Source organism: Kluyvera intermedia (assembly GCF_034424175.1).
GTDB lineage: Bacteria > Pseudomonadota > Gammaproteobacteria > Enterobacterales > Enterobacteriaceae > Kluyvera > Kluyvera intermedia.
Window position 1 is genome coordinate 1,666,669 of the sequence record NZ_CP139986.1, and the last position, 20,934, is coordinate 1,687,602.

Annotated in this window: 17 protein-coding genes; 13 read left to right on the forward strand and 4 right to left on the reverse strand. The window is 53.5% G+C overall.

Going from position 1 to position 20,934, the window contains the following annotated elements:
* The first annotated feature begins 50 nt into the window (after nt 1-50).
* A complete protein-coding gene (locus U0026_RS07990; RefSeq protein WP_073971073.1) occupies nt 51-305 on the forward strand; it encodes a YkgJ family cysteine cluster protein in 255 nt (84 codons plus the stop codon).
* Here U0026_RS07990 and setB read toward each other — a convergent pair.
* On the reverse strand, nt 302-1,483 hold the full coding sequence (gene setB, locus U0026_RS07995) for a sugar efflux transporter SetB (protein ID WP_062772376.1): 1,182 nt from the start codon (nt 1,481-1,483) through the stop codon (nt 302-304). The genes U0026_RS07990 and setB overlap by 4 nt on opposite strands.
* A gap of 361 nt (nt 1,484-1,844) precedes the next feature.
* Between setB and fruB the strand changes: the two genes are divergently transcribed.
* The 3 genes from fruB to fruA are packed head-to-tail and all read left to right on the forward strand — an operon-like array spanning nt 1,845 to nt 5,615.
* Entirely contained in the window at nt 1,845-2,975 is a 1,131-nt protein-coding gene (gene fruB, locus U0026_RS08000; RefSeq protein WP_062772373.1) for a fused PTS fructose transporter subunit IIA/HPr protein, read from the forward strand.
* Nucleotides 2,976-3,914 carry a 1-phosphofructokinase gene (fruK, locus tag U0026_RS08005; protein WP_062772370.1) on the forward strand — a complete coding sequence of 313 codons (939 nt, stop codon included), beginning with the start codon at nt 2,976-2,978 and terminating at the stop codon, nt 3,912-3,914.
* Nucleotides 3,915-3,929: 15 nt separating this feature from the next.
* The gene (gene fruA, locus U0026_RS08010) at nt 3,930-5,615 is read left to right on the forward strand and encodes a PTS fructose transporter subunit IIBC (protein WP_062772367.1); all 1,686 of its coding nucleotides are present in this window, start codon (nt 3,930-3,932) and stop codon (nt 5,613-5,615) included.
* Between the two features lie 100 nt (nt 5,616-5,715).
* Here fruA and nfo read toward each other — a convergent pair whose 3' ends face one another.
* Both nfo and U0026_RS08020 read right to left on the reverse strand, forming a co-directional pair.
* Nucleotides 5,716-6,573 carry a deoxyribonuclease IV gene (gene nfo / locus U0026_RS08015; protein ID WP_062772364.1) on the reverse strand — a complete coding sequence of 286 codons (858 nt, stop codon included), beginning with the start codon at nt 6,571-6,573 and terminating at the stop codon, nt 5,716-5,718.
* A gap of 66 nt (nt 6,574-6,639) precedes the next feature.
* Nucleotides 6,640-7,692 carry a YeiH family protein gene (locus tag U0026_RS08020; RefSeq protein ID WP_062772361.1) on the reverse strand — a complete coding sequence of 351 codons (1,053 nt, stop codon included), beginning with the start codon at nt 7,690-7,692 and terminating at the stop codon, nt 6,640-6,642.
* Between the two features lie 118 nt (nt 7,693-7,810).
* Here U0026_RS08020 and yieE point away from each other — a divergent pair, with 118 nt between their 5' ends.
* From yieE to cirA, 3 genes are all read left to right on the forward strand, one after another.
* The gene (gene yieE, locus U0026_RS08025; RefSeq protein ID WP_062772358.1) at nt 7,811-8,677 is read left to right on the forward strand and encodes a DNA-binding transcriptional regulator YeiE; all 867 of its coding nucleotides are present in this window, start codon (nt 7,811-7,813) and stop codon (nt 8,675-8,677) included.
* Nucleotides 8,678-8,811: 134 nt separating this feature from the next.
* Nucleotides 8,812-10,281 (forward strand): amino acid permease, encoded by a 1,470-nt coding sequence (locus U0026_RS08030; RefSeq protein ID WP_062772355.1) that lies wholly within the window; start codon nt 8,812-8,814, stop codon nt 10,279-10,281.
* Nucleotides 10,282-10,588: 307 nt separating this feature from the next.
* A complete protein-coding gene (gene cirA / locus U0026_RS08035) occupies nt 10,589-12,571 on the forward strand; it encodes a catecholate siderophore receptor CirA (RefSeq protein WP_062772352.1) in 1,983 nt (660 codons plus the stop codon).
* Between the two features lie 214 nt (nt 12,572-12,785).
* Here the strand turns inward: cirA and fghA are convergent, their stop codons facing one another.
* Nucleotides 12,786-13,622: an S-formylglutathione hydrolase gene (gene fghA, locus U0026_RS08040; RefSeq protein WP_062772349.1), complete on the reverse strand. Its 837-nt coding sequence runs from the start codon at nt 13,620-13,622 to the stop codon at nt 12,786-12,788.
* 137 nt (nt 13,623-13,759) lie between these two features.
* Between fghA and U0026_RS08045 the strand changes: the two genes are divergently transcribed.
* The 6 genes from U0026_RS08045 to mglA all read left to right on the forward strand — a co-directional run bounded on the left by U0026_RS08045 (nt 13,760) and on the right by mglA (nt 20,919).
* Nucleotides 13,760-14,893, forward strand: a complete 1,134-nt coding sequence (locus U0026_RS08045; protein ID WP_062772346.1) for a YbfB/YjiJ family MFS transporter — start codon at nt 13,760-13,762, stop codon at nt 14,891-14,893.
* A 113-nt stretch (nt 14,894-15,006) separates the two neighbouring features.
* Nucleotides 15,007-15,675, forward strand: coding sequence for a GTP cyclohydrolase I FolE (folE, locus tag U0026_RS08050; protein ID WP_062772344.1), 669 nt, complete (start codon nt 15,007-15,009; stop codon nt 15,673-15,675).
* Between the two features lie 21 nt (nt 15,676-15,696).
* On the forward strand, nt 15,697-16,854 hold the full coding sequence (gene yeiB / locus U0026_RS08055; protein WP_062772341.1) for a DUF418 domain-containing protein YeiB: 1,158 nt from the start codon (nt 15,697-15,699) through the stop codon (nt 16,852-16,854).
* A gap of 157 nt (nt 16,855-17,011) precedes the next feature.
* On the forward strand, nt 17,012-18,052 hold the full coding sequence (galS, locus tag U0026_RS08060) for an HTH-type transcriptional regulator GalS (protein ID WP_062772338.1): 1,041 nt from the start codon (nt 17,012-17,014) through the stop codon (nt 18,050-18,052).
* 273 nt (nt 18,053-18,325) lie between these two features.
* Complete coding sequence (gene mglB, locus U0026_RS08065) at nt 18,326-19,324, forward strand: galactose/glucose ABC transporter substrate-binding protein MglB (protein WP_062772335.1); 999 nt, start codon at nt 18,326-18,328, stop codon at nt 19,322-19,324.
* Between the two features lie 74 nt (nt 19,325-19,398).
* The gene (mglA, locus tag U0026_RS08070; RefSeq protein ID WP_062772332.1) at nt 19,399-20,919 is read left to right on the forward strand and encodes a galactose/methyl galactoside ABC transporter ATP-binding protein MglA; all 1,521 of its coding nucleotides are present in this window, start codon (nt 19,399-19,401) and stop codon (nt 20,917-20,919) included.
* Nucleotides 20,920-20,934 lie beyond the last annotated feature (15 nt).

Here is a 20,934-nt window from a genome sequence, read left to right on the forward strand (position 1 = left end):
GGTGGTACTGTGCGCCACAACTGACTCAATCCTCAAATCCAGAGCCCGCGATGGAATGTCGTCCAGACTGCGGCGCTTGCTGCACCGCACCTTCTATATCCAGTCCGATTCCGGGTATGCCGCATGGCAAACCTGCTAATACGCCATGCATTCAATTAGATGAACTTCAACGTTGTAAAATCTTTGGCTCACCTTTGCGCCCGAAAGTGTGCGCTGGGCTGCAACCGGCATCTGATATGTGCGGCGCAACCCGAATCGAAGCGATGACCTGGTTGTTACATCTGGAAGCGTTGACTGCGCCCTAAACGTCTTTAATTCGGGTCAGACAAACAATCGTGCTGACGCACAGCACCAGCGCAATCCAGAATACCGTGTGGTAGTTCCAGATTTCAGCCACGATCCCTGCCAGCGAACCGGCGATAATCCAGCCCACGCGTGAGGTATTGGCATACAGCGTGGTGGCTGAACCGGCTTGCCCCGGCATCAAATCCTGGAAATAAAGCATCCCAATCCCACCGAGAATACCGATGTAAATGGCGTTCAGTAGCTGCATGGCTAACAGCAGCGCCGGGCTATTAAAGGTCAACATGCCGATATAGAAGAGAAGGCCCGCCACCGCCGCGATGCGCATCAGGAAGCGTTTCCCGAGACGTTTAGCAAAATAGCCTGCAATCAACATAGTGGGGATTTCAAGACCGGCAGCGGTGCCCATCATGACCCCAGCCAGTTTCTCCGGCAGGTGCAGTTCGTTGATGATATACAGCGGCATATTGATGATATAGAGGCTGTTGGTGCCCCACATCAACGTGCAGATAACAAACAGCAGCAGGGTATCTTTGCGATTAGATCGCGGCGCCTGAATTGCGCCGTTAGCTGACATTTTTTCTTTGCGCATGGTTGGCAGGAAAAACCAGACCATCGCTCCGCAAACCACAAACGCCACCGCCGCGGACAGGTACATCACCGTGAAGCTAAAACCCATGGCTAGCGCGTAGGCCAGCGGCGGACCAATAACCCACGCCAGAGACACTTGGGCACGCATAATTGAGCTGAACATCACCGCTTCGCGGCCCGTTTTATCAGCGTGTTCGCGGGCAAGGGCGAACATTTGTGGGTTGGCGGTTGAGCCAAAACTGCTGAGGAAAACGCCGACAAACAGCAAGATAAAGTAGTTACGGTTCCAGGCGAACAGAACACAGGCCAGTACGCCAAGCAGACAACAGCCGACGATCAGATTTTTACGGTCGCCGCGTTTATCCGAATACCCCGCCAGAAACTGGCTGACCAAAATGCCAATAATCGCGCTACCGGTAAAGAAGAATCCCACCATTGCTGGGCGAACGTGGACTTCATTACTCAGGAATAAACTCAGCGTTGGCGTCTGTAACGCGCCAGCGATGCCGGTTAAAAAAGCGACAATCAGAAATGATGATGACGTGAAATCAAACGAGCGCCGAGGGGCGGCGGCGGTACTGTTTTGCATGTTGTTTTATCGGTCACTTTAGGAGAGGCGGGGAGTTTACGCCGCGACTCAGAAAATGAACAGTAACCTAAATCAAATTAGGCACTGAAAAATAAAAAACCATTTCAAAAATTAGCTTACGTCTTGCTGACGCTATCACCTGAACCCATTTTTGGCTTCAGCAGATGTGGCGATAATGCTAATGAAATGTGCTGTAGATCTGATTTTTGCGATCAATTTTACGGCATAACTTGCAGGCTGATTAAGAAAGGCACAAAATTATTGAAACGTTTCAGCGTCGTCTTCAGCATCAGGTTCGCTAAGTACGGCGATTTTTTCTCACAAAAGCTGAATCGATTCAATTCGAAGAGCGAGGGGAACCATGTTCCAGTTAACTGTTCAGGATATTCATCCCGGCCAGCAGGCCGCGAATAAAGAAGAAGCTATTCGGCAGGTTGCTGCAGCGCTCGTTAGCGCAGGCAACGTGGCGGATGGTTACGTTGCCGGTATGCTGGCGCGTGAGCAACAAACCTCCACTTTCCTCGGTAATGGCATTGCCATTCCGCACGGCACCACCGATACCCGCGATCAGGTATTGAAAACCGGCGTCCAGGTTTACCAGTTCCCGCAGGGTGTTACCTGGGGTGAAGGGCAAACTGCGTACGTGGCTATCGGTATTGCCGCAAGCTCTGACGAACACCTTGGCCTGCTGCGTCAGCTGACGCATGTGCTGAGTGACGACGCTGTCGCTGAACAGCTGAAAACCGCCACCACGGCGGAAGAGCTGCGCGCGCTGCTGATGGGCGAAAAGCAAAGCGAATCGCTGAAACTGGATAACGAGATGTTGTCGCTGGATGTCGCCGCGAGCGACCTGGTGACATTACAGGCGTTGAATGCCGCGCGTTTAAAAGAAGCTGGTGCGGTTGATGCCAACTTTGTTGCCCGTGTTATTAACGAACAACCGCTGAATCTGGGGCAGGGTATCTGGCTTAGCGACAGTGCGGAAGGTAACCAGCGTAGCGCCATTGCGGTTAGCCGTGCGGCAACGCCATTCACCGTGGGTGAGGCAACCGCCGCGGTATTGATTACCGTCGCTATGGCTGATGCACAGCCAACCGCCGTGCTGAACCGTCTGGTCAATCTGCTGCTGGACAATAAAGCTGAACGCTTGCTGAAAGCCGACGCCGCCACGCTGCTGGCGCTGCTGACCAGTGATGACGCTGCCGCGGAAGATGTGCTGAGCGAAGAGTTCGTTATCCGTAACGAACACGGCCTGCATGCGCGTCCTGGCACCATGCTGGTGAATACGATTAAACAGTTTACCAGCGACATTACCGTCACCAATCTTGACGGCAGCGGTAAACCTGCCAACGGACGTAGCCTGATGAAGGTCGTCGCGCTGGGTGTTAAAAAAGGTCATCGTCTGCGCTTTACCGCTCAGGGTGATGATGCTCGTCAGGCGCTGGACGCCATTGGCGAAGCAATTGCTTCAGGCCTTGGGGAGGGCGCATAAATGAGCAGAAGAGTAGCCACAATTACCTTAAACCCGGCCTATGATTTGGTAGGGTTTACGCCAGAAGTTGAACGCGGTGAAGTGAACCTCGTGCGCACCACCGGGCTGCATGCAGCCGGTAAAGGCATCAACGTGGCAAAAGTGCTGAAGGATTTAGGTATCGACGTCACCGTCGGTGGCTTCCTGGGCAAAGACAACCAGGACGGCTTTCAGCAACTGTTCAGCGAGCTGGGCATCGCTAACCGTTTCCAGGTGGTGCAGGGCCGTACCCGTATTAACGTTAAGCTGACCGAGAAAGACGGTGAAGTCACCGATTTCAACTTCTCCGGCTTTGAAGTGACGCCAGCAGACTGGGAGCGTTTTGTTAACGATTCTCTGAGCTGGCTGGGTCAGTTCGACATGGTGTGCGTCAGCGGCAGTCTGCCAGCCGGCGTGAGCCCAGAGGCATTCACCGACTGGATGACGCGTCTGCGCAGCCAGTGTCCATGCATTATTTTCGACAGCAGCCGTGAAGCGCTGGTGGCCGGCCTGAAAGCTGCGCCGTGGTTAGTCAAACCAAACCGTCGTGAGCTGGAGATCTGGGCAGGCCGCAAGCTGCCTGAAATGAAAGACGTGATTGATGCTGCACACGCGCTGCGCGAGCAAGGTATCGCTCACGTGGTTATCTCACTCGGCGCTGAAGGCGCGCTGTGGGTTAATGCTTCCGGCGAGTGGATTGCCAAGCCGCCTTCAATGGAAGTTGTCAGCACAGTGGGTGCCGGAGATTCAATGGTTGGTGGCCTGATTTATGGTCTGCTGATGCGTGAATCCAGCGAGCACACACTTCGTTTGGCAACGGCAGTCGCGGCGCTGGCAGTTAGCCAGAGTAACGTCGGCATTACTGATCGTACCCAGTTGGCCGCGATGATGGCGCGTGTCGACCTGAAACCTTTTAACTAACAGCGGGAGAGGCGTATGAAAACGCTGCTGATTATCGATGCCAAACTCGGACAGGCTCGCGCTTATATGGCGAAGACCCTGCTGGGAACAGCTGCGCAGAAAGCGCATCTGGAGTTGATTGATAACCCAAATGACGCCGACCTGGCGATCGTATTGGGATCCACACTGCCAGTTGATACTGCGCTGGTGGGCAAACAGGTTTACCTCGGCGACATCAACCGTGCGGTTGCGCACCCTGAACTGTTCCTGAGCGAAGCAAAATCACACGCTTTACCGTACGAAGCGCCAGCGCAGGCTGAGCCAACAGCGACCGGTGCGGTGAAACGCATTGTTGCCGTAACCGCCTGTCCGACTGGTGTCGCGCATACCTTTATGGCGGCAGAAGCGATTGAAACCGAAGCCAAAAAACGCGGCCTGTGGGTGAAAGTAGAAACCCGTGGTTCCGTGGGTGCGGGTAATGCTATTACGCCAGAAGAAGTTGCCCAAGCGGATCTGGTGATTGTGGCGGCGGATATCGAAGTCGATCTGGCGAAGTTTGCTGGTAAACCGATGTACCGCACCACGACCGGTCTGGCGCTGAAGAAAACCGCGCAGGAACTGGATAAAGCCGTGGTTGAGGCGAAGCCTTATCAGCCAACTGGGCAGAAATCACCTGCCGATAGCGCGAAGAAAGAGAGCGGTGGTGGAGCATATCGTCACCTGCTGACCGGCGTATCTTATATGCTGCCGATGGTTGTTGCGGGCGGTCTGTGTATCGCGCTCTCCTTCGCATTCGGTATTAAAGCCTTTGAAGTGAAAGGCACGCTGGCGGCGGCGCTGATGCAAATTGGCGGCGGTTCAGCCTTTGCCTTGATGGTCCCTGTGCTGGCGGGCTTTATTGCTTTCTCCATCGCTGACCGTCCGGGTCTGACCCCAGGTCTTATCGGTGGTATGTTGGCCGTCAGCGGTGGTTCCGGCTTTATTGGCGGTATCATTGCGGGCTTCCTGGCCGGTTATGTCGCACGTTTGATTAGCACCAAGCTGAAACTGCCACCGAGCATGGAAGCGCTGAAGCCTATTCTGATTATCCCGCTGGTTTCCAGCCTGATTGTTGGTCTGGCGATGATCTACCTCATCGGTACGCCGGTTGCGGCACTGCTGAACTGGCTGACCCACTGGCTGCAAACCATGGGCACCGCGAATGCGGTACTGTTGGGGGCAATTCTCGGCGCGATGATGTGTACCGATATGGGTGGCCCGGTAAACAAAGCGGCATATGCCTTTGGTGTGGGCCTGTTGAGTACCCAAACCTATGCGCCGATGGCGGCGATTATGGCGGCCGGTATGGTGCCACCGCTGGCGATGGGTATTGCCACGCTGGTTGCGCGTAACAAGTTCGACAAAGGTCAACGTGAAGGTGGTAAAGCGGCGCTGGTTCTGGGTCTGTGCTTTATCTCTGAAGGGGCGATTCCGTTCGCGGCGCGTGACCCAATGCGTGTTCTGCCTTGCTGTATCGTCGGCGGCGCAGTGACCGGTGCTATCTCGATGGCAGTTGGTGCGAAACTGATGGCACCGCACGGCGGCCTGTTCGTCCTGCTGATCCCGGGTGCGATTACGCCGGTACTCGGTTACCTGGTGGCGATTGTGGCCGGTACGCTGATTGCAGGTCTGGCTTACGCTGTGCTGAAACGTCCGGAAGGTGAGGTGGCTGCGAAAGCATAAGCCTCGCTGCCAACAAAAAAGGGCCGATGATTCGGCCCTTTTTTTATGTTCACCGTCGGTAGCCCGTCCAGGCGCAGCGCCGCCGGGGAATTCTGGACAATCAGGCAGCCGCAGTCTCAGTCTGCTGCGCCTTCAGCCAGGCAATCTCTTCCGCCCAGATATCCGGGTTAACGGTTTCTAATACCAGCGGAATACCGTCAAAACGATTGTCCTGCATAATCCAGCGGAAGGCATCATGACCAATATTACCTTCACCCAAACTGTGGTGACGGTCAACGCGACTGCCGAATGCGCTTTTGGCGTCGTTCAAGTGCATGCCGCGCAGATAGTTAAAGCCCACGATGCGCTCAAATTCAGCAAAGGTTTCGGCACAAGCTTCGCTGGTGCGTAGGTCATAGCCAGCGGCAAAGGCGTGACAGGTGTCGATACACACGCCGACGCGGGACTTATCCTCAACGCCGTCGATGATCGCCGCCAGATGCTCAAACTTAAAGCCAAGATTGCTGCCTTGCCCAGCGGTATTCTCAATCACCGCCGTAACCCCTTCGGTTTGCGACAGGGCGATATTGATCGACTCGGCAATGCGCGCCAGACACTTGTCTTCCTCAATCTGTAATAGGTGACTGCCCGGGTGGAAGTTCAGCAACGTCAGCCCAAGCTGCTGACAGCGCGTCAGTTCGTCGATAAAGGCTTCGCGGGATTTCTCCAGCGCCTCTTCAACCGGGTGACCAAGGTTAATCAGATAGCTGTCATGGGGGAGAATTTGTGCTGGAGTGTAGTGATACTTTTCACAAGCGGCTTTGAAATCGTCGATGATCTCAGTGGTTAACGGTGCCGCACGCCACTGGCGCTGGTTTTTGGTGAACAGGGCGAATGCGGTCGCTTCGATTTCTGCGGCGCGAATCGCGGCATTAGCTAAACCGCCAGCGGCGCTGACGTGCGCTCCAATGTATTTCATATCGTTAAACCCGCCATACTCAAAAGGGGAGAGTATAGCGGGTTGGTCGTGCTGAGTCGTGTTCCTTTATGCCATCACGGAATGAATACCCACGTTAATCGCGGCACCACCGACAATCAGCCAAATGAACAGAACCAGCGCCATCAGCAGCGGTTTAGCACCGGCTTTTTTCAGCGCGCTAATGTGGGTCGTCACCCCCAGCGCTGCCATCGCCATCGCCAGCAGGATGGTGTCGAGCGTAATCAACATCTGCACCACGCTTTGTGGCAGCAGGTGGAACGAGTTAAAGATAGCCACCACGATAAACAGAATGGCAAACCACGGAATGGTGATTTTGCTTTTCTGCTCTGCGTTAGCCGGAGCCAGTGCTTTGACGCGGGCCGCCATAAACAGCAGGAACGGCGCTAACATCATCACACGCAGCATTTTGGCTATCACCGCAGCGTTTTCTGCTTCCGGACTAATCGCATGACCGGCTGCGACTACTTGCGCCACTTCATGCATGGTGGAGCCGATATAAATCCCGTAGGTTTCCGGGCTAAACCAGTGTGCAAGCAGCGGGTACATAGCGGGATAGAGGAAAATCGCCAGCGTACCGAAAATCACCACCGTTGCTACGGCGACCGTCACTTTGCTGGCCTCAGCTTTGACCACTGGTTCTGTTGCCAATACCGCTGCTGCACCGCAAATACTGCTCCCGGCACCAATCAGCCAACTGGTATGTTTATCCAGCCCGAAGACTTTCTGTCCTAACCAACAGGCGATGAAGAACGTGCTGGTTAGTGTCAGAACGTCAATGATGATGCCGCTGACGCCAACGTCAGCAATTTGGGCAAAAGTCAGACGGAAGCCATACAGGATAATCCCCAGTCTTAATAAATGCTGCTTGGCGAAAACGACCCCGCCATCGCACGACTGCCATAGTTTCGGATATACCGTGTTACCGATGACCATCCCGAATAAAATAGCCAGCGTCAGCGCGCTCATCCCCGCACCCGCAATCGCCGGTACGCTACCTGCCCATACCGCCGCGCCGGTGATGACTGCGGTGAGCGCGAGCCCAGGAATAAAGTGTTTGATACTACGATGATGATGCGTCTGTAAGGTGACTTGTGTCATAACCTTCTCCTTTGTCTGGCTAAAAGATTACGCTCGACTGGCTTAAAGATAAAATTGATTATATATTTATAATTAATCGTAATAACTGGTAAGGGCGGCCCTGACAGGCTGAAGACATATGCATATCACGCTGCGGCAATTAGAAGTTTTTGCTGAGGTGCTAAAAAGCGGCTCCACCACGCAGGCCTCGCAGATGCTGGCACTGTCACAATCGGCGGTCAGTGCGGCGCTGACTGACCTCGAAGGTCAGCTTGGGGTGCAGATGTTTGACCGGGTCGGAAAGCGCCTGGTCGTGAATGAACATGGGCGCTTGTTATACCCGCGCGCGCTCGCGCTACTAGAGCAGGCGGGCGAAATAGAACAACTGTTTCGCGAAGATAACGGGGCTATCCGGGTCTATGCCAGTAGCACCATCGGTAACTATATTCTGCCGGAGGTCATCGCGCGTTATCGCAAGGATTTCCCCACATTGCCGCTGGAGATGAGCGTCGGTAATAGTCAGGATGTGATTAACGCGGTGGCGGATTTTCGCGTTGATATCGGACTGATTGAAGGGCCATGCCACTCGGCGGACATTATTGCCGAACCGTGGCTCGATGATGAATTGGTGGTATTCTGCGCGCCTGACAGCGCCTGGATAACCGGTGAGGTCACGCTAGATACGTTGGCAAAAGCACCATGGATCCTGCGAGAAAAAGGGTCAGGTACGCGGGAGATTGTTGATTACCTGCTGCTTTCCCATTTGCCGCAATTCCAGATGGGCATGGAGCTTGGCAACTCCGAAGCCATCAAACATGCCGTGCGCCATGACTTAGGCATCAGCTGTTTATCCCGCCGGGTGATTGCCGAACAGCTAGCGGTTGGTTCGCTGGTAGAAGTGGCCATTCCATTACCAACGTTAAGCCGCACCCTGTGGCGGATTCATCACCGGCAGAAGCATCTCTCTAACGCGCTAAAGCGTTTTCTTCACTACTGCGATATCTAAATCAGGCAGCGGGTGCTTTACTTATAATAAGGGCGCAATCATGAAGCTCTCTTATAACTGCGCATTTCTGCCGTGAAATGCGCAGATCGTCTGCTACAATCTCGCCTCATTTTTTGGATGGATAGCATTTTCACATGGGTTCCGAATCAAAAACCACACAAGCGCCCGCGTTACGTCGCGAACTCAAGGCGCGTCACCTGACGATGATCGCCATCGGTGGCTCCATCGGTACAGGTCTTTTTGTTGCATCTGGTGCAACCATTTCCGCGGCGGGTCCAGGCGGCGCACTGTTTTCCTATATTCTGATTGGCCTGATGGTGTACTTCCTGATGACCAGTCTGGGCGAACTGGCGGCGTATATGCCGGTATCCGGTTCGTTCTCCACCTACGGCCAGAACTATGTTGAAGAAGGTTTTGGTTTCGCGCTGGGCTGGAACTATTGGTACAACTGGGCGGTGACTATCGCCGTTGACCTGGTGGCGGCACAGCTGGTGATGAACTGGTGGTTCCCGGACACCCCGGGCTGGATCTGGAGTGCGCTGTTCCTGTGCGTCATTTTCCTGCTGAACTACATCTCAGTGAAAGGCTTCGGTGAAGCAGAATACTGGTTCTCGCTGATTAAAGTGACCACCGTTATCATCTTTATCATCGTGGGCGTCATGATGATCCTCGGTATCTTTAAAGGTGCGCAGCCGGTTGGCTGGAGCAACTGGACTACCGGTGATGCGCCATTCGCTGGCGGTTTTTCCGCGATGATCGGTGTGGCGATGATTGTCGGTTTCTCCTTCCAGGGGACTGAACTTATCGGTATCGCGGCGGGCGAATCTGAAGATCCGGAGAAGAACATTCCGCGTGCAGTCCGTCAGGTATTCTGGCGAATCCTGCTGTTCTATGTGTTCGCAATCCTGATTATCAGCCTGATTATTCCGTACACCGATCCAAGCTTACTGCGTAATGACGTGAAAGATATTTCCGTCAGCCCGTTCACCCTGGTCTTCCAGCACGCGGGTCTGCTGTCTGCGGCGGCGGTGATGAACGCGGTTATTCTGACGGCCGTGCTGTCGGCGGGTAACTCCGGGATGTATGCCTCTACCCGTATGCTCTACACCCTGGCATGTGATGGCAAAGCGCCGCGTATTTTCGCCAAACTGTCTCGTGGCGGCGTACCGCGTAATGCACTGTATGCCACGACGGTGATTGCGGGCCTGTGCTTCCTGACGTCTATGTTTGGCAACCAGACCGTTTACCTGTGGTTGCTGAATACCTCAGGCATGACCGGCTTTATCGCCTGGTTGGGGATTGCGATTAGCCATTACCGCTTCCGTCGCGGTTATGTGATGCAGGGACACGATATTAACGATTTGCCGTACCGTTCCGGGTTCTTCCCGCTGGGGCCAATTTTCGCTTTCGTACTGTGCCTGATTATCACTCTGGGCCAGAACTATGAAGCGTTCTTGTCAGATACCATCGACTGGGGCGGCGTTGCGGCGACCTATATTGGTATCCCGCTGTTCCTGATTATCTGGTTTGGCTACAAATTCAGCCGTGGTACGCACTTCGTTCGCTATAGCGAAATGCACTTCCCGGGGCGTTTTAAGCAATAATCTGTGGTCAGCGACACATCATAAACCTCTCTTCGGAGAGGTTTTTTTTCGCCTGTATGTGAATTATTAGACGTAATTGTTTACGCATTGACATAACTTTAAATAACCTGAATTGATAATTGTTATCATTACGTTTATCATCTTGTCCCATACAAATGGATGAAGCCACTTCCTCTCCTGACTGGATAACAGGCTGAGGGGACTAGCCACATCTGCAAAAAACAGGCCGCGGTTAGCGGCGTTGAAGTAGCACCTGTGAGTAAGACCCCTTTGTTTTGATTTAGTATTCACCTCATGGAGATATGGAATGTTTAGGTTAAACCCCTTGGTTCGGGGCGGGCTGTGCGCGTCCGTAATGTCCCTGGCGCTGCCTGTAAGCGCTGCGGATGATAATGAAGTTATGGTCGTGACGGCAGCGGCCACCGAGCAAAGCGTGAAGGATGCGCCTGCCAGCATCAGTGTGATTACCGAAGAAGACCTGAAGCGTAAACCGGTACAAAACCTGAAAGATGTACTGAAGGAAGTGCCGGGCGTACAGCTCACTAATGAAGGGGATAACCGTCAAGGCGTCAGTATTCGTGGCCTTGACAGCAGCTATACCCTGATCCTTATTGACGGCAAACGCGTGAACTCCCGCAACGCCGTCTTTCGCCACAACGACTTCGACCTGAACTGGATCCCGGTAGACGCCATCGAACGTATCGAAGTGGTGCGTGGCCCAATGTCTTCACTGTACGGCTCCGATGCGCTGGGCGGCGTGGTGAACATCATTACCAAGAAAATTGGCACCAAATGGACGGGTAGCGTCACTGCGGATACCACTATCCAGGAACATCGTGACCGTGGCGATACGTGGAACGGTCAGTTCTACACTTCTGGCCCGCTGGTGGATGGCCTGCTAGGGATGAAAGCGTTCGGTAGCCTGTCTAAGCGTGAGAAAGACGATCAGCAACTCTCCAGCACCAGTACCACGGGTGAAACGCCGCGTATCGAAGGGTTTACCAGCCGCGATGCTAACGTTGAGTTTGCGTGGACGCCAAATGAAAACAACGATATCACCGCCGGTTACGGCTTTGACCGCCAGGATAGAGATTCCGACTCCCTCGACCAAAACCGCATTGAGCGCCAGAACTACTCTTTAAGCCATAATGGCCGTTGGGATTTGGGCACTAGCGAGCTGAAGTATTATGGCGAAAAAGTGGCTAACAAAAACCAGGGCAACAGCAGTGAGATCACCACCGAAAGCAACACTATTGATGGCAAATATGTGCTGCCGTTGGGCGTGATTAATCAGTTGGTGACCTTTGGTGGCGAATGGCGTCACGATAAATTAAGCGATCCGGTCAACCTGACGCGTGGCACGAGCACCGAAACATCTGCTAGCCAGTACGCGCTGTTCATTGAAGATGAGTGGCGTATCTTCGAGCCGCTGGCGCTGACCACCGGTATCCGTATGGACGATCACCAAACCTACGGCGATCACTGGAGCCCGCGTGCGTACCTCGTTTACACCGCGACTGATACCATCACCGTCAAAGGCGGCTGGGCGACTGCGTTTAAAGCGCCATCTCTGCTGCAACTTAGCCCAGACTGGGCAACGAACTCTTGTCGTGGCGGTTGCCGGATTGTCGGTAGCCCGGATCTGAAACCCGAAACCAGTGAGAGCTATGAAATCGGCCTGTACTATCAGGGCGAAGAAGGCTGGCTGGATGGCGTACAGGCGAACATCACCACCTTCCAGAACGATATTGATGACATGATCAATATCACCCGTACTGCGAACATCAACGATGCGCCTGGCTACTCAAACTTTGTCGGTTTTGATACCAACAGCAGCGGTAAGCGCGTGCCGGTGTTCGCCTACTACAACGTCAACAAAGCGCGTATCCGCGGCGTGGAGACGGAGTTGAAGGTGCCGTTTGGCGATGAGTGGAAAATGTCGCTGAACTATACTTATAACGATGGTCGTGACCTGAGCGATGGCGGCGATAAACCGCTTAAGGAGCTGCCGTTCCATACCGGTAATGGGCGTCTGGACTGGACACCGGTACAGGATTGGTCGTTCTATCTGGCGGCAAGATACACCGGCCAGCAGCGTGCGGTGAGCGCCACCTCGAAAACACCGGGCGGCTACACCACCTGGGATTTGGGCGGCGCATGGCAGGCGACGAAAGATATCAAATTACGTGCGGGTGTGTTGAACCTGGGGGATAAAGACCTGCAGCGTGACGACTACAGCTATAACGAAGACGGACGCCGTTACTTTATGGCGGTGGATTACCGCTTCTAAATCGAGCACTCCCGGCGGCGCTACGCTTGGCCGGGCTACAAATAGTCACGATCGTAGCCCGGCCAAGCGCAGCGCCGCCGGGAAGGGATACAAATAGTCACGATCGTAGCCCGGCCAAGCTCAGCGCCGCCGGGAAGGGATACAAATAGTCACGATCGTAGCCCGGTCAAGCGCAGCGCCGCCGGGAAGGGCTACGAGCCCCATCAGGTTGAGGCTATTTCAACAAATGCTCGGCGTGGAAGCGCAAATGATCCTCAATAAACGAGGCAATAAAGTAATAGCTGTGATCGTAACCCGGCTGAATGCGCAACGTCAGCGGCCAATCTTTCTGCCGTGCCGTTTCAGCAAATACCGCAGGTTGTAGCTGGTCGGCGAGGAACTGATCGTTATCGCCCTGGTCAATCAGCATGGGGATAGCATCCGCGTGATGGCTGGCGCGGAGTAGCTCGGTGCTGTCCCACTCCCCCCAACGCGTTTTATCCTCGCCCAAATACGCGGCGAAAGCTTTCTGTCCCCACGGTACCCGGCAAGGATTGACGATCGGCGCAAAAGCCGACGCGCTGCAATATTTACCCGGATTCTTCAGTGCCAGCATTAGCGCGCCGTGCCCACCCATTGAATGTCCGCTAATCGCGCAATGAGGGCTGACGTTGAATTGGGATTGAATCAGCGCCGGGAGTTCGTCGCGAAGATAGTCATACATGCGAAAATGCGCCGCCCACGGTGATTCGGTGGCGTTGAGATAAAAGCTGGCGCCCTGGCCAAGATCGTAACCCGCATCGTTGGCGACACCTTCACCGCGCGGGCTGGTATCCGGCATGACCAGCACAATGCCAAGCTCTGCGGCCACCCGCTGTGCGCCCGCTTTGGTAGTGAAATTTTCGTCATTACAGGTCAGGCCGGAGAGCCAGTACAGCACCGGCGGGGGATTTTTTTTACCGTCCGGTGGCAAAAAGAGGCTAAAGGTCATCGGGCAATTTAGCGTGGTGGAATGGTGCTGCCAGCGCTGCTGCCAGCCGCCATAACAGCGGTGCTCTTCGAGCATTTCCATGCGGGATCCTCGCGTTTTTTGTCAGAATTAATAGGCCCATCATACAGATAATTCATCAGCGGTGAGTAACTTTCACTTCCGGATAACCACTACATGTTGCATCATAAAGATAACTTTACATTCACATTTGAGGCTGTATGCCGGTACGCATTGCGCTAAGCGGCTTTCTGGTGCTGGTCGCCACCATGGGCATCGGTCGCTTTGCCTTTACCCCCCAGGTGCCGCTGATGATAGCTCAGGGGCAACTGACGCTCACAAGCGCAGGGCTGGTGGCTGCGCTCAACTATCTGGGCTACCTGATAGGCGCTTGGGATGCGATGCGGACACGTCGCGGCGTCGAAGCGCGACTGTATTTGGGAATTATCGGTGCCGTGGCGCTGACCTTTCTCTCGGCATTGGCGGATAACGCCTGGCTGCACGGCGCGCTACGTCTGGTGATTGGTTGCATGAGCGGTTGGGCCATGGTGCTGACGGCGGCATGGGTTAACGAACGGCTGGCGCATTATGCCAGACCCGGGCTCAGCGCTGCGGTCTTTGCCGGGCCAGGGGCGGGCATTGCCCTTAGCGGTCTGTTAGGCGTTTTTATTCATGCGCAATCGCTGAGTGCGGCGGCGGGCTGGCAGCTGTACGGTGTGCTGGCATTATTACTGGTGGTGATGATTGGCCGCTGGTTACCGCGTCCGGGCGAACTGCATCGCAGCGGTGAACAGCCGCAGCCGCTGATATTGACCAGCAACCTAAGGCGACTGGTGTGGAGTTATAGCCTGGCCGGTTTTGGCTACATTTTGCCTGCCACTTTTTTATCGCAAATGGCGAGTCAGCGTTTTCCTGACAGCCTGTTTGCTCAGTTTATCTGGCCTATCTTCGGGCTGGCGGGCGCCACCGGCATTGCACTGAGTATTGCCATGCGCGGGGTAGGGCACTCTTATCAGCGGCTGGCGATTGTGCTGTGGCTCCAGGGGGCTGGTGTACTGGCAGCCTGGCTGCTACCGGGAATGAGCGGGTTGGTTGGCGGTGCGCTCCTGGTGGGCGGTGGCTTCCTTGCTGCCGTTCAGCTTTCTTTATTATACGGTCGCGAACTGGCGCCACACCATGCGCGCTATATGGCGGGGCTGCTGACTACCGGCTATGCCGTAGGACAGTTAGTCGGGCCAATGACTTCGGCACTCTCAACATGGTTGACGCAACGCCTTGAACCCGCATTAGGCATTGCCGCTATTGCACTACTGGTTGGTGGGGCGTTGGTCTGGCGACCTCAGCCTGACAGATAATACCGATTGCAATAATTATCACTACGAATACTGGATTCTGTGCGTCACCTCACGCACAATGAGAACAAACTTTGCCCCATAAGCAAAGCGCCACGCCTGCAGGAGAAGAGACGATGTCATCACTGAGTAAAGAAGCGGTACTGGTACATGAAGCGCTAGTCGCCCGTGGCCTGGAAACGCCGTTGCGCCCACCGGTGCGCGAAATGGATAACGAAACCCGCAAGCAACTGATTTCCGGTCATATGACCGAGATCATGCAACTGCTGAATCTCGATTTGAGTGATGACAGCCTGATGGAAACCCCACGTCGCATCGCCAAAATGTATGTGGATGAGATTTTCTCCGGTCTTGATTACGCCAATTTCCCGAAAATTACCGTTATCGAAAACAAAATGAAGGTTGACGAGATGGTCACGGTGCGTGATATCACCTTAACCAGCACCTGCGAACACCATTTTGTGACCATCGACGGTAAAGCGACCGTGGCCTACATTCCAAAAGAGTCGGTGATTGGCCTGTCGAAAATCAACCGTATCGTGCAGTTTTTCGCTCAGCGCCCGCAGGTGCAGGAGCGTCTGACGCAACAGATCCTGACGGCACTGCAAACGCTGCTCGGGACCAATAACGTGGCGGTCTCCATTGACGCGGTGCACTACTGCGTGAAAGCGCGCGGCATTCGTGATGCCACCAGTGCCACCACCACCACGTCGCTGGGTGGGCTGTTTAAGTCCAGCCAGAATACCCGCCAGGAGTTCTTGCGCGCGGTACGTCACCACAACTAATACGAAAATGGAGCAGGATACATGGAGCGGAACGTCACGCTGGATTTCATTCGCGGCGTTGCCATACTCGGTATCCTGCTGCTAAACATTAGCGCCTTTGGTTTACCAAAGGCCGCTTATCTTAACCCTGCCTGGTACGGCGAGATTACCTCGCGCGATGCCTGGACGTGGGCCATTCTCGACCTTTTTGCTCAGGTCAAATTCCTTACCCTCTTTGCCCTGCTGTTTGGCGCCGGTCTACAGCTATTGCTGCCGCGCGGCACGCGGTGGATCCAAAGCCGCCTGACGCTGCTGGCACTGCTCGGATTTATTCACGGACTGCTGTTCTGGGACGGCGATATTCTGCTGGCCTATTCGCTGGTCGGCCTGGTGTGCTGGCGACTGGTGCGCGAAGCGCGTGACGTCAAATCACTCTTTAATACCGGCGTGCTGCTTTATGCGGTGGGTGTTGGCGTGCTGATCTTATTAGGGCTGATTGCCGATACCGGCCAAAGCCGGTCATGGATGCCGGACGCCTCAAGCCTGATGTATGAGCACTACTGGAAGCTCAACGGCGGTATGGAAGCTATCAGTAACCGCACTGATATGCTCTCGGCAAATCTATTGGCGCTGGGGGCGCAATACGGCTGGCAGCTGGCGGGAATGATGTTAATCGGTGCGGCATTGATGCGCTGCGGTTGGTTGAAAGGCCAGTTTAGCCCGCGGCACTATCGGCGCTGTGCCGCAATATGTATTCCGCTAGGGATGTTGATAAACCTGCCGGCGATTGTTGCCCAATGGCACCTTAATTGGGACTACCGCTGGTGCGCGTTTCTGCTTCAGGCGCCACGTGAAATCAGTGCACCGATTCAAACGCTAGGCTATGCCGCACTGGCCTACGGCTACTGGCCGCAAATCAGCCGCTCTCGTCTTGCCGCCGCGGTGGCGTGCGTGGGGCGTATGGCGCTCACCAACTATCTGTTACAAACGCTTATCTGCACCACACTCTTTTATCATTTCGGCCTGTTTATGGCGTTTGACCGCCTGACGCTACTGGTGTTTGTGGTTCCGGTATGGCTGATTAACCTTATTTTCTCAACGCTGTGGCTGCGAAAATTCCGTCAGGGGCCGGTTGAATGGCTATGGCGACAATTGACCGCGCGTGCGTCAGGGATATCATTTCGCAATACATTTAGATAACGATCCAGATCACAACAGTTAACAAAACGGATGTAACCGTTTCCAGCCCTGTGACCTCTCTCACGTAGTTGCGGCATCGACACTGCCAAAATAACGCTCTTGCAGGACTTCAGGGGGTGTAACGTGAAATGCAGCAATTCTCTATCGGACGGTGTGTATGATCACCATTCGTGATGTCGCACGCCAGGCAGGCGTTTCCGTTGCCACCGTTTCCCGCGTGTTAAATAACAGCGCGTTGGTAAGCCAGGATACCCGTGACGCGGTGATGAAAGCGGTTTCGTCGCTGGGATATCGACCTAATGCTAACGCTCAGGCGCTGGCTACTCAGGTTAGTGACACCATCGGAGTGGTGGTGATGGATGTGTCCGACGCCTTTTTCGGGGCGCTGGTCAAAGCCGTCGATATGGTGGCACAGCAGCATCAAAAATACGTGCTGATCGGCAATAGTTACCATGAAGCAGAAAAAGAGCGTAACGCCATTGAGGTGCTGATTCGCCAGCGCTGTAGCGCGCTTATCGTCCACTCAAAAGCCCTCAGCGACCGTGAGCTCAGTGAGTTCATGGCACACATGCCGGGCATGGTATTAATCAATCGCCTTGTACCGGGTTATGCGCATCGCTGCGTTTGTCTTGATAACGTCAGCGGGGCGCTCATGGGCACGCGTATGTTGCTTAATCATGGGCACCAGCGCATTGGCTACCTCTCCTCAAGTCATCATATCGAAGATGATGATTTGCGTCGGGAAGGGTGGATGCGTGCGTTACAAGAGCAGGGCATTGTGGCACTGGATAGCTGGGTGGGCACCGGCTCACCGGATATGCCGGGCGGTGAAGCCGCAATGGTTGAGTTGCTTGGCCGCAACGCTGGTCTGACAGCGGTGTTCGCCTATAACGATAATATGGCAGCCGGGGCGCTGAGCGCTTTGAAAGACAACGGTATCGCCGTGCCGCAGCAGGTGTCAGTGATAGGTTTTGATGACATCCCTATCGCTCGCTATACCGATCCGCAATTAACTACTATCCGTTATCCTATTGTTTCTATGGCAAAACAGGCTACAGAACTGGCGCTTCTTGGTGCTGCTGGAAAGCTCGACGGTGAGGCCACTCACTGTTTTATGCCAACCCTGGTACGCCGCCATTCCGTCGCGCAGCGGCAATTTGTGCATCCCATCACGAACCAAAGAGTTAATCCTATGTAACCGTTTTCAATCTGTGAGTAAATTCACAGATTGTTAACATTGCGATAGCTATGATGACTGCGTTTATCAGCTTGAAACATAATGTAACGGTGATTAATCACTTTTTATAACGTTTAAGGCCGTTAAACACAGATTAAAGCGTAACCTGGATCGTTACTCAACACGGAAGAACAAATTTTCGTCAGTGAATTTCGTCGTGCAGTAACATTTTTTTAACGCTGCCCGCCGATTATTATCATCTGAACTACCCTGCATAATAAAACCGGAGATACCATGAATAAGAAGGTGTTAACCCTGTCTGCCCTGATGGCCAGCCTCTTTTTCGGTGCAACAGCGCACGCAGCCGATACCCGTATTGGTGTGACGATCTATAAATATGACGATAACTTTATGTCCGTTGTGCGCAAAGCTATCGAAAAAGACGGCAAGTCGGCGCCGGATGTTCAGTTGCTGATGAATGACTCGCAGAATGACCAGTCCAAGCAAAACGATCAGATTGACGTTCTGTTGGCAAAAGGCGTGAAAGCGCTGGCGATTAACCTCGTTGACCCAGCTGCGGCGGGCACGGTAATTGACAAAGCGCGCGGCCAGAACGTGCCAATTGTCTTTTTCAACAAAGAACCTTCTCGTAAAGCGCTGGATAGCTACGACAAAGCCTACTACGTCGGGACTGACTCTAAAGAATCCGGTGTTATTCAGGGCGACCTGATTGCTAAACATTGGGCGGCAAACCCGAACTGGGATCTGAACAAAGATGGTCAGGTACAGTTCGTTCTGCTGAAAGGCGAACCAGGCCACCCGGATGCCGAAGCACGTACTACCTACGTTATCAAAGAACTCAATGCCAAGGGTCTGAAAACCCAGCAACTGGCGCTGGATACTGCAATGTGGGATACCGCGCAGGCTAAAGATAAGATGGACGCATGGCTGTCCGGCCCGAATGCTAACAAAATTGAAGTCGTTATTGCGAACAACGATGCAATGGCAATGGGCGCAGTTGAAGCACTGAAAGCACACAACAAATCTTCTATTCCAGTGTTCGGCGTGGATGCGCTGCCAGAAGCAATGGCGCTGGTGAAATCCGGTGCGATGGCCGGTACCGTGCTGAACGATGCTAACAACCAGGCTAAAGCAACCTTCGATCTGGCGAAAAACCTCGCTGACGGTAAAGGTGCTGCTGATGGCACTACCTGGAAAATCGAGAACAAAATCGTCCGGATCCCTTACGTTGGCGTAGATAAAGACAACCTTAGCGAATTTACCGGTAAGTAATCTTTAAATATATAGGGCGTACAATTGTGCGCCCTATAAATACTGACGCAGAAATATCGCAGCCAGGTACAATTATGGACAACAATAATAGAGAGCCGTCTGGTGAATTCTTGTTGGAAATGAGCCAGATCAACAAGTCATTTCCGGGCGTAAAAGCACTCGATAATGTTAACCTGAAAGTTCGTCCGCACTCTATCCATGCATTAATGGGTGAGAACGGTGCGGGCAAATCAACGTTATTAAAATGTCTATTTGGGATCTACCAAAAAGATTCCGGCAGTATTTTATTTCAGGGTAAAGAAATTGATTTCCATTCCGCCAAAGAAGCGCTGGAAAATGGTATTTCAATGGTTCACCAGGAACTGAACCTCGTATTACAACGTTCAGTGATGGACAACATGTGGCTGGGGCGTTATCCCACTAAAGGCATGTTTGTTGATCAGGACAAAATGTATCGTGATACCAAAGCCATCTTTGATGAGCTGGATATTGAGATCGACCCGCGCGCGCGCGTCGGAACGTTATCCGTATCGCAGATGCAGATGATTGAAATTGCCAAGGCGTTCTCCTATAACGCGAAAATCGTAATTATGGATGAACCGACGTCATCACTGACGGAAAAAGAGGTGAACCATCTGTTCACTATCATCCGCAAGCTGAAAGACCGTGGTTGCGGCATTGTTTATATCTCGCACAAAATGGAAGAAATCTTCCAGCTGTGTGATGAAATAACCGTTCTGCGTGATGGGCAGTGGATTGCCACCCAGCCGCTGGAAGGGCTGGATATGGACAAGATCATCGCCATGATGGTTGGACGTTCACTGAACCAGCGTTTCCCGGATAAACAGAACACGCCGGGGGAAGTGATCCTCGATGTGCAGCATCTGACCTCACTGCGTCAACCGTCAATTCGCGATATTTCGTTCCAGTTGCGTAAGGGTGAGATCCTCGGTGTTGCCGGGCTGGTGGGTGCTAAGCGAACCGACATCGTCGAAACGCTGTTTGGTGTGCGTGAGAAATCCGGCGGTACTATCACGCTGCACGGTAAGAAAATTAATAACCATAGCGCCAACGAAGCCATTAACAACGGTTTTGCACTGGTGACTGAAGAACGTCGTTCGACCGGGATTTATGCCTATCTTGATATTGGCTTTAACTCGTTAATTTCCAATATTAAGAATTATAAAAATAAAGTCGGCCTGCTGGACACGTCCCGCATGAAGAGCGATACCCAATGGGTTATTGATTCTATGCGCGTTAAGACCCCAGGGCACCACACGCAGATTGGATCATTATCGGGTGGGAACCAGCAGAAAGTGATTATTGGCCGCTGGCTATTAACTCAGCCGGAAATTCTGATGCTCGATGAACCGACGCGCGGTATTGACGTTGGGGCGAAATTTGAAATTTATCAATTGATCGCTGAGCTGGCGAAGAAAGATAAAGGGATCATTATTATTTCTTCAGAAATGCCTGAGCTGCTGGGAATTACTGACCGCATCCTTGTCATGAGTAATGGCATGGTCGCCGGGATTGTCGAAACGAAAACAACAACGCAAAACGAAATTCTCCGTCTTGCGTCATTGCATCTTTAATCGCAGGGGCTCGAC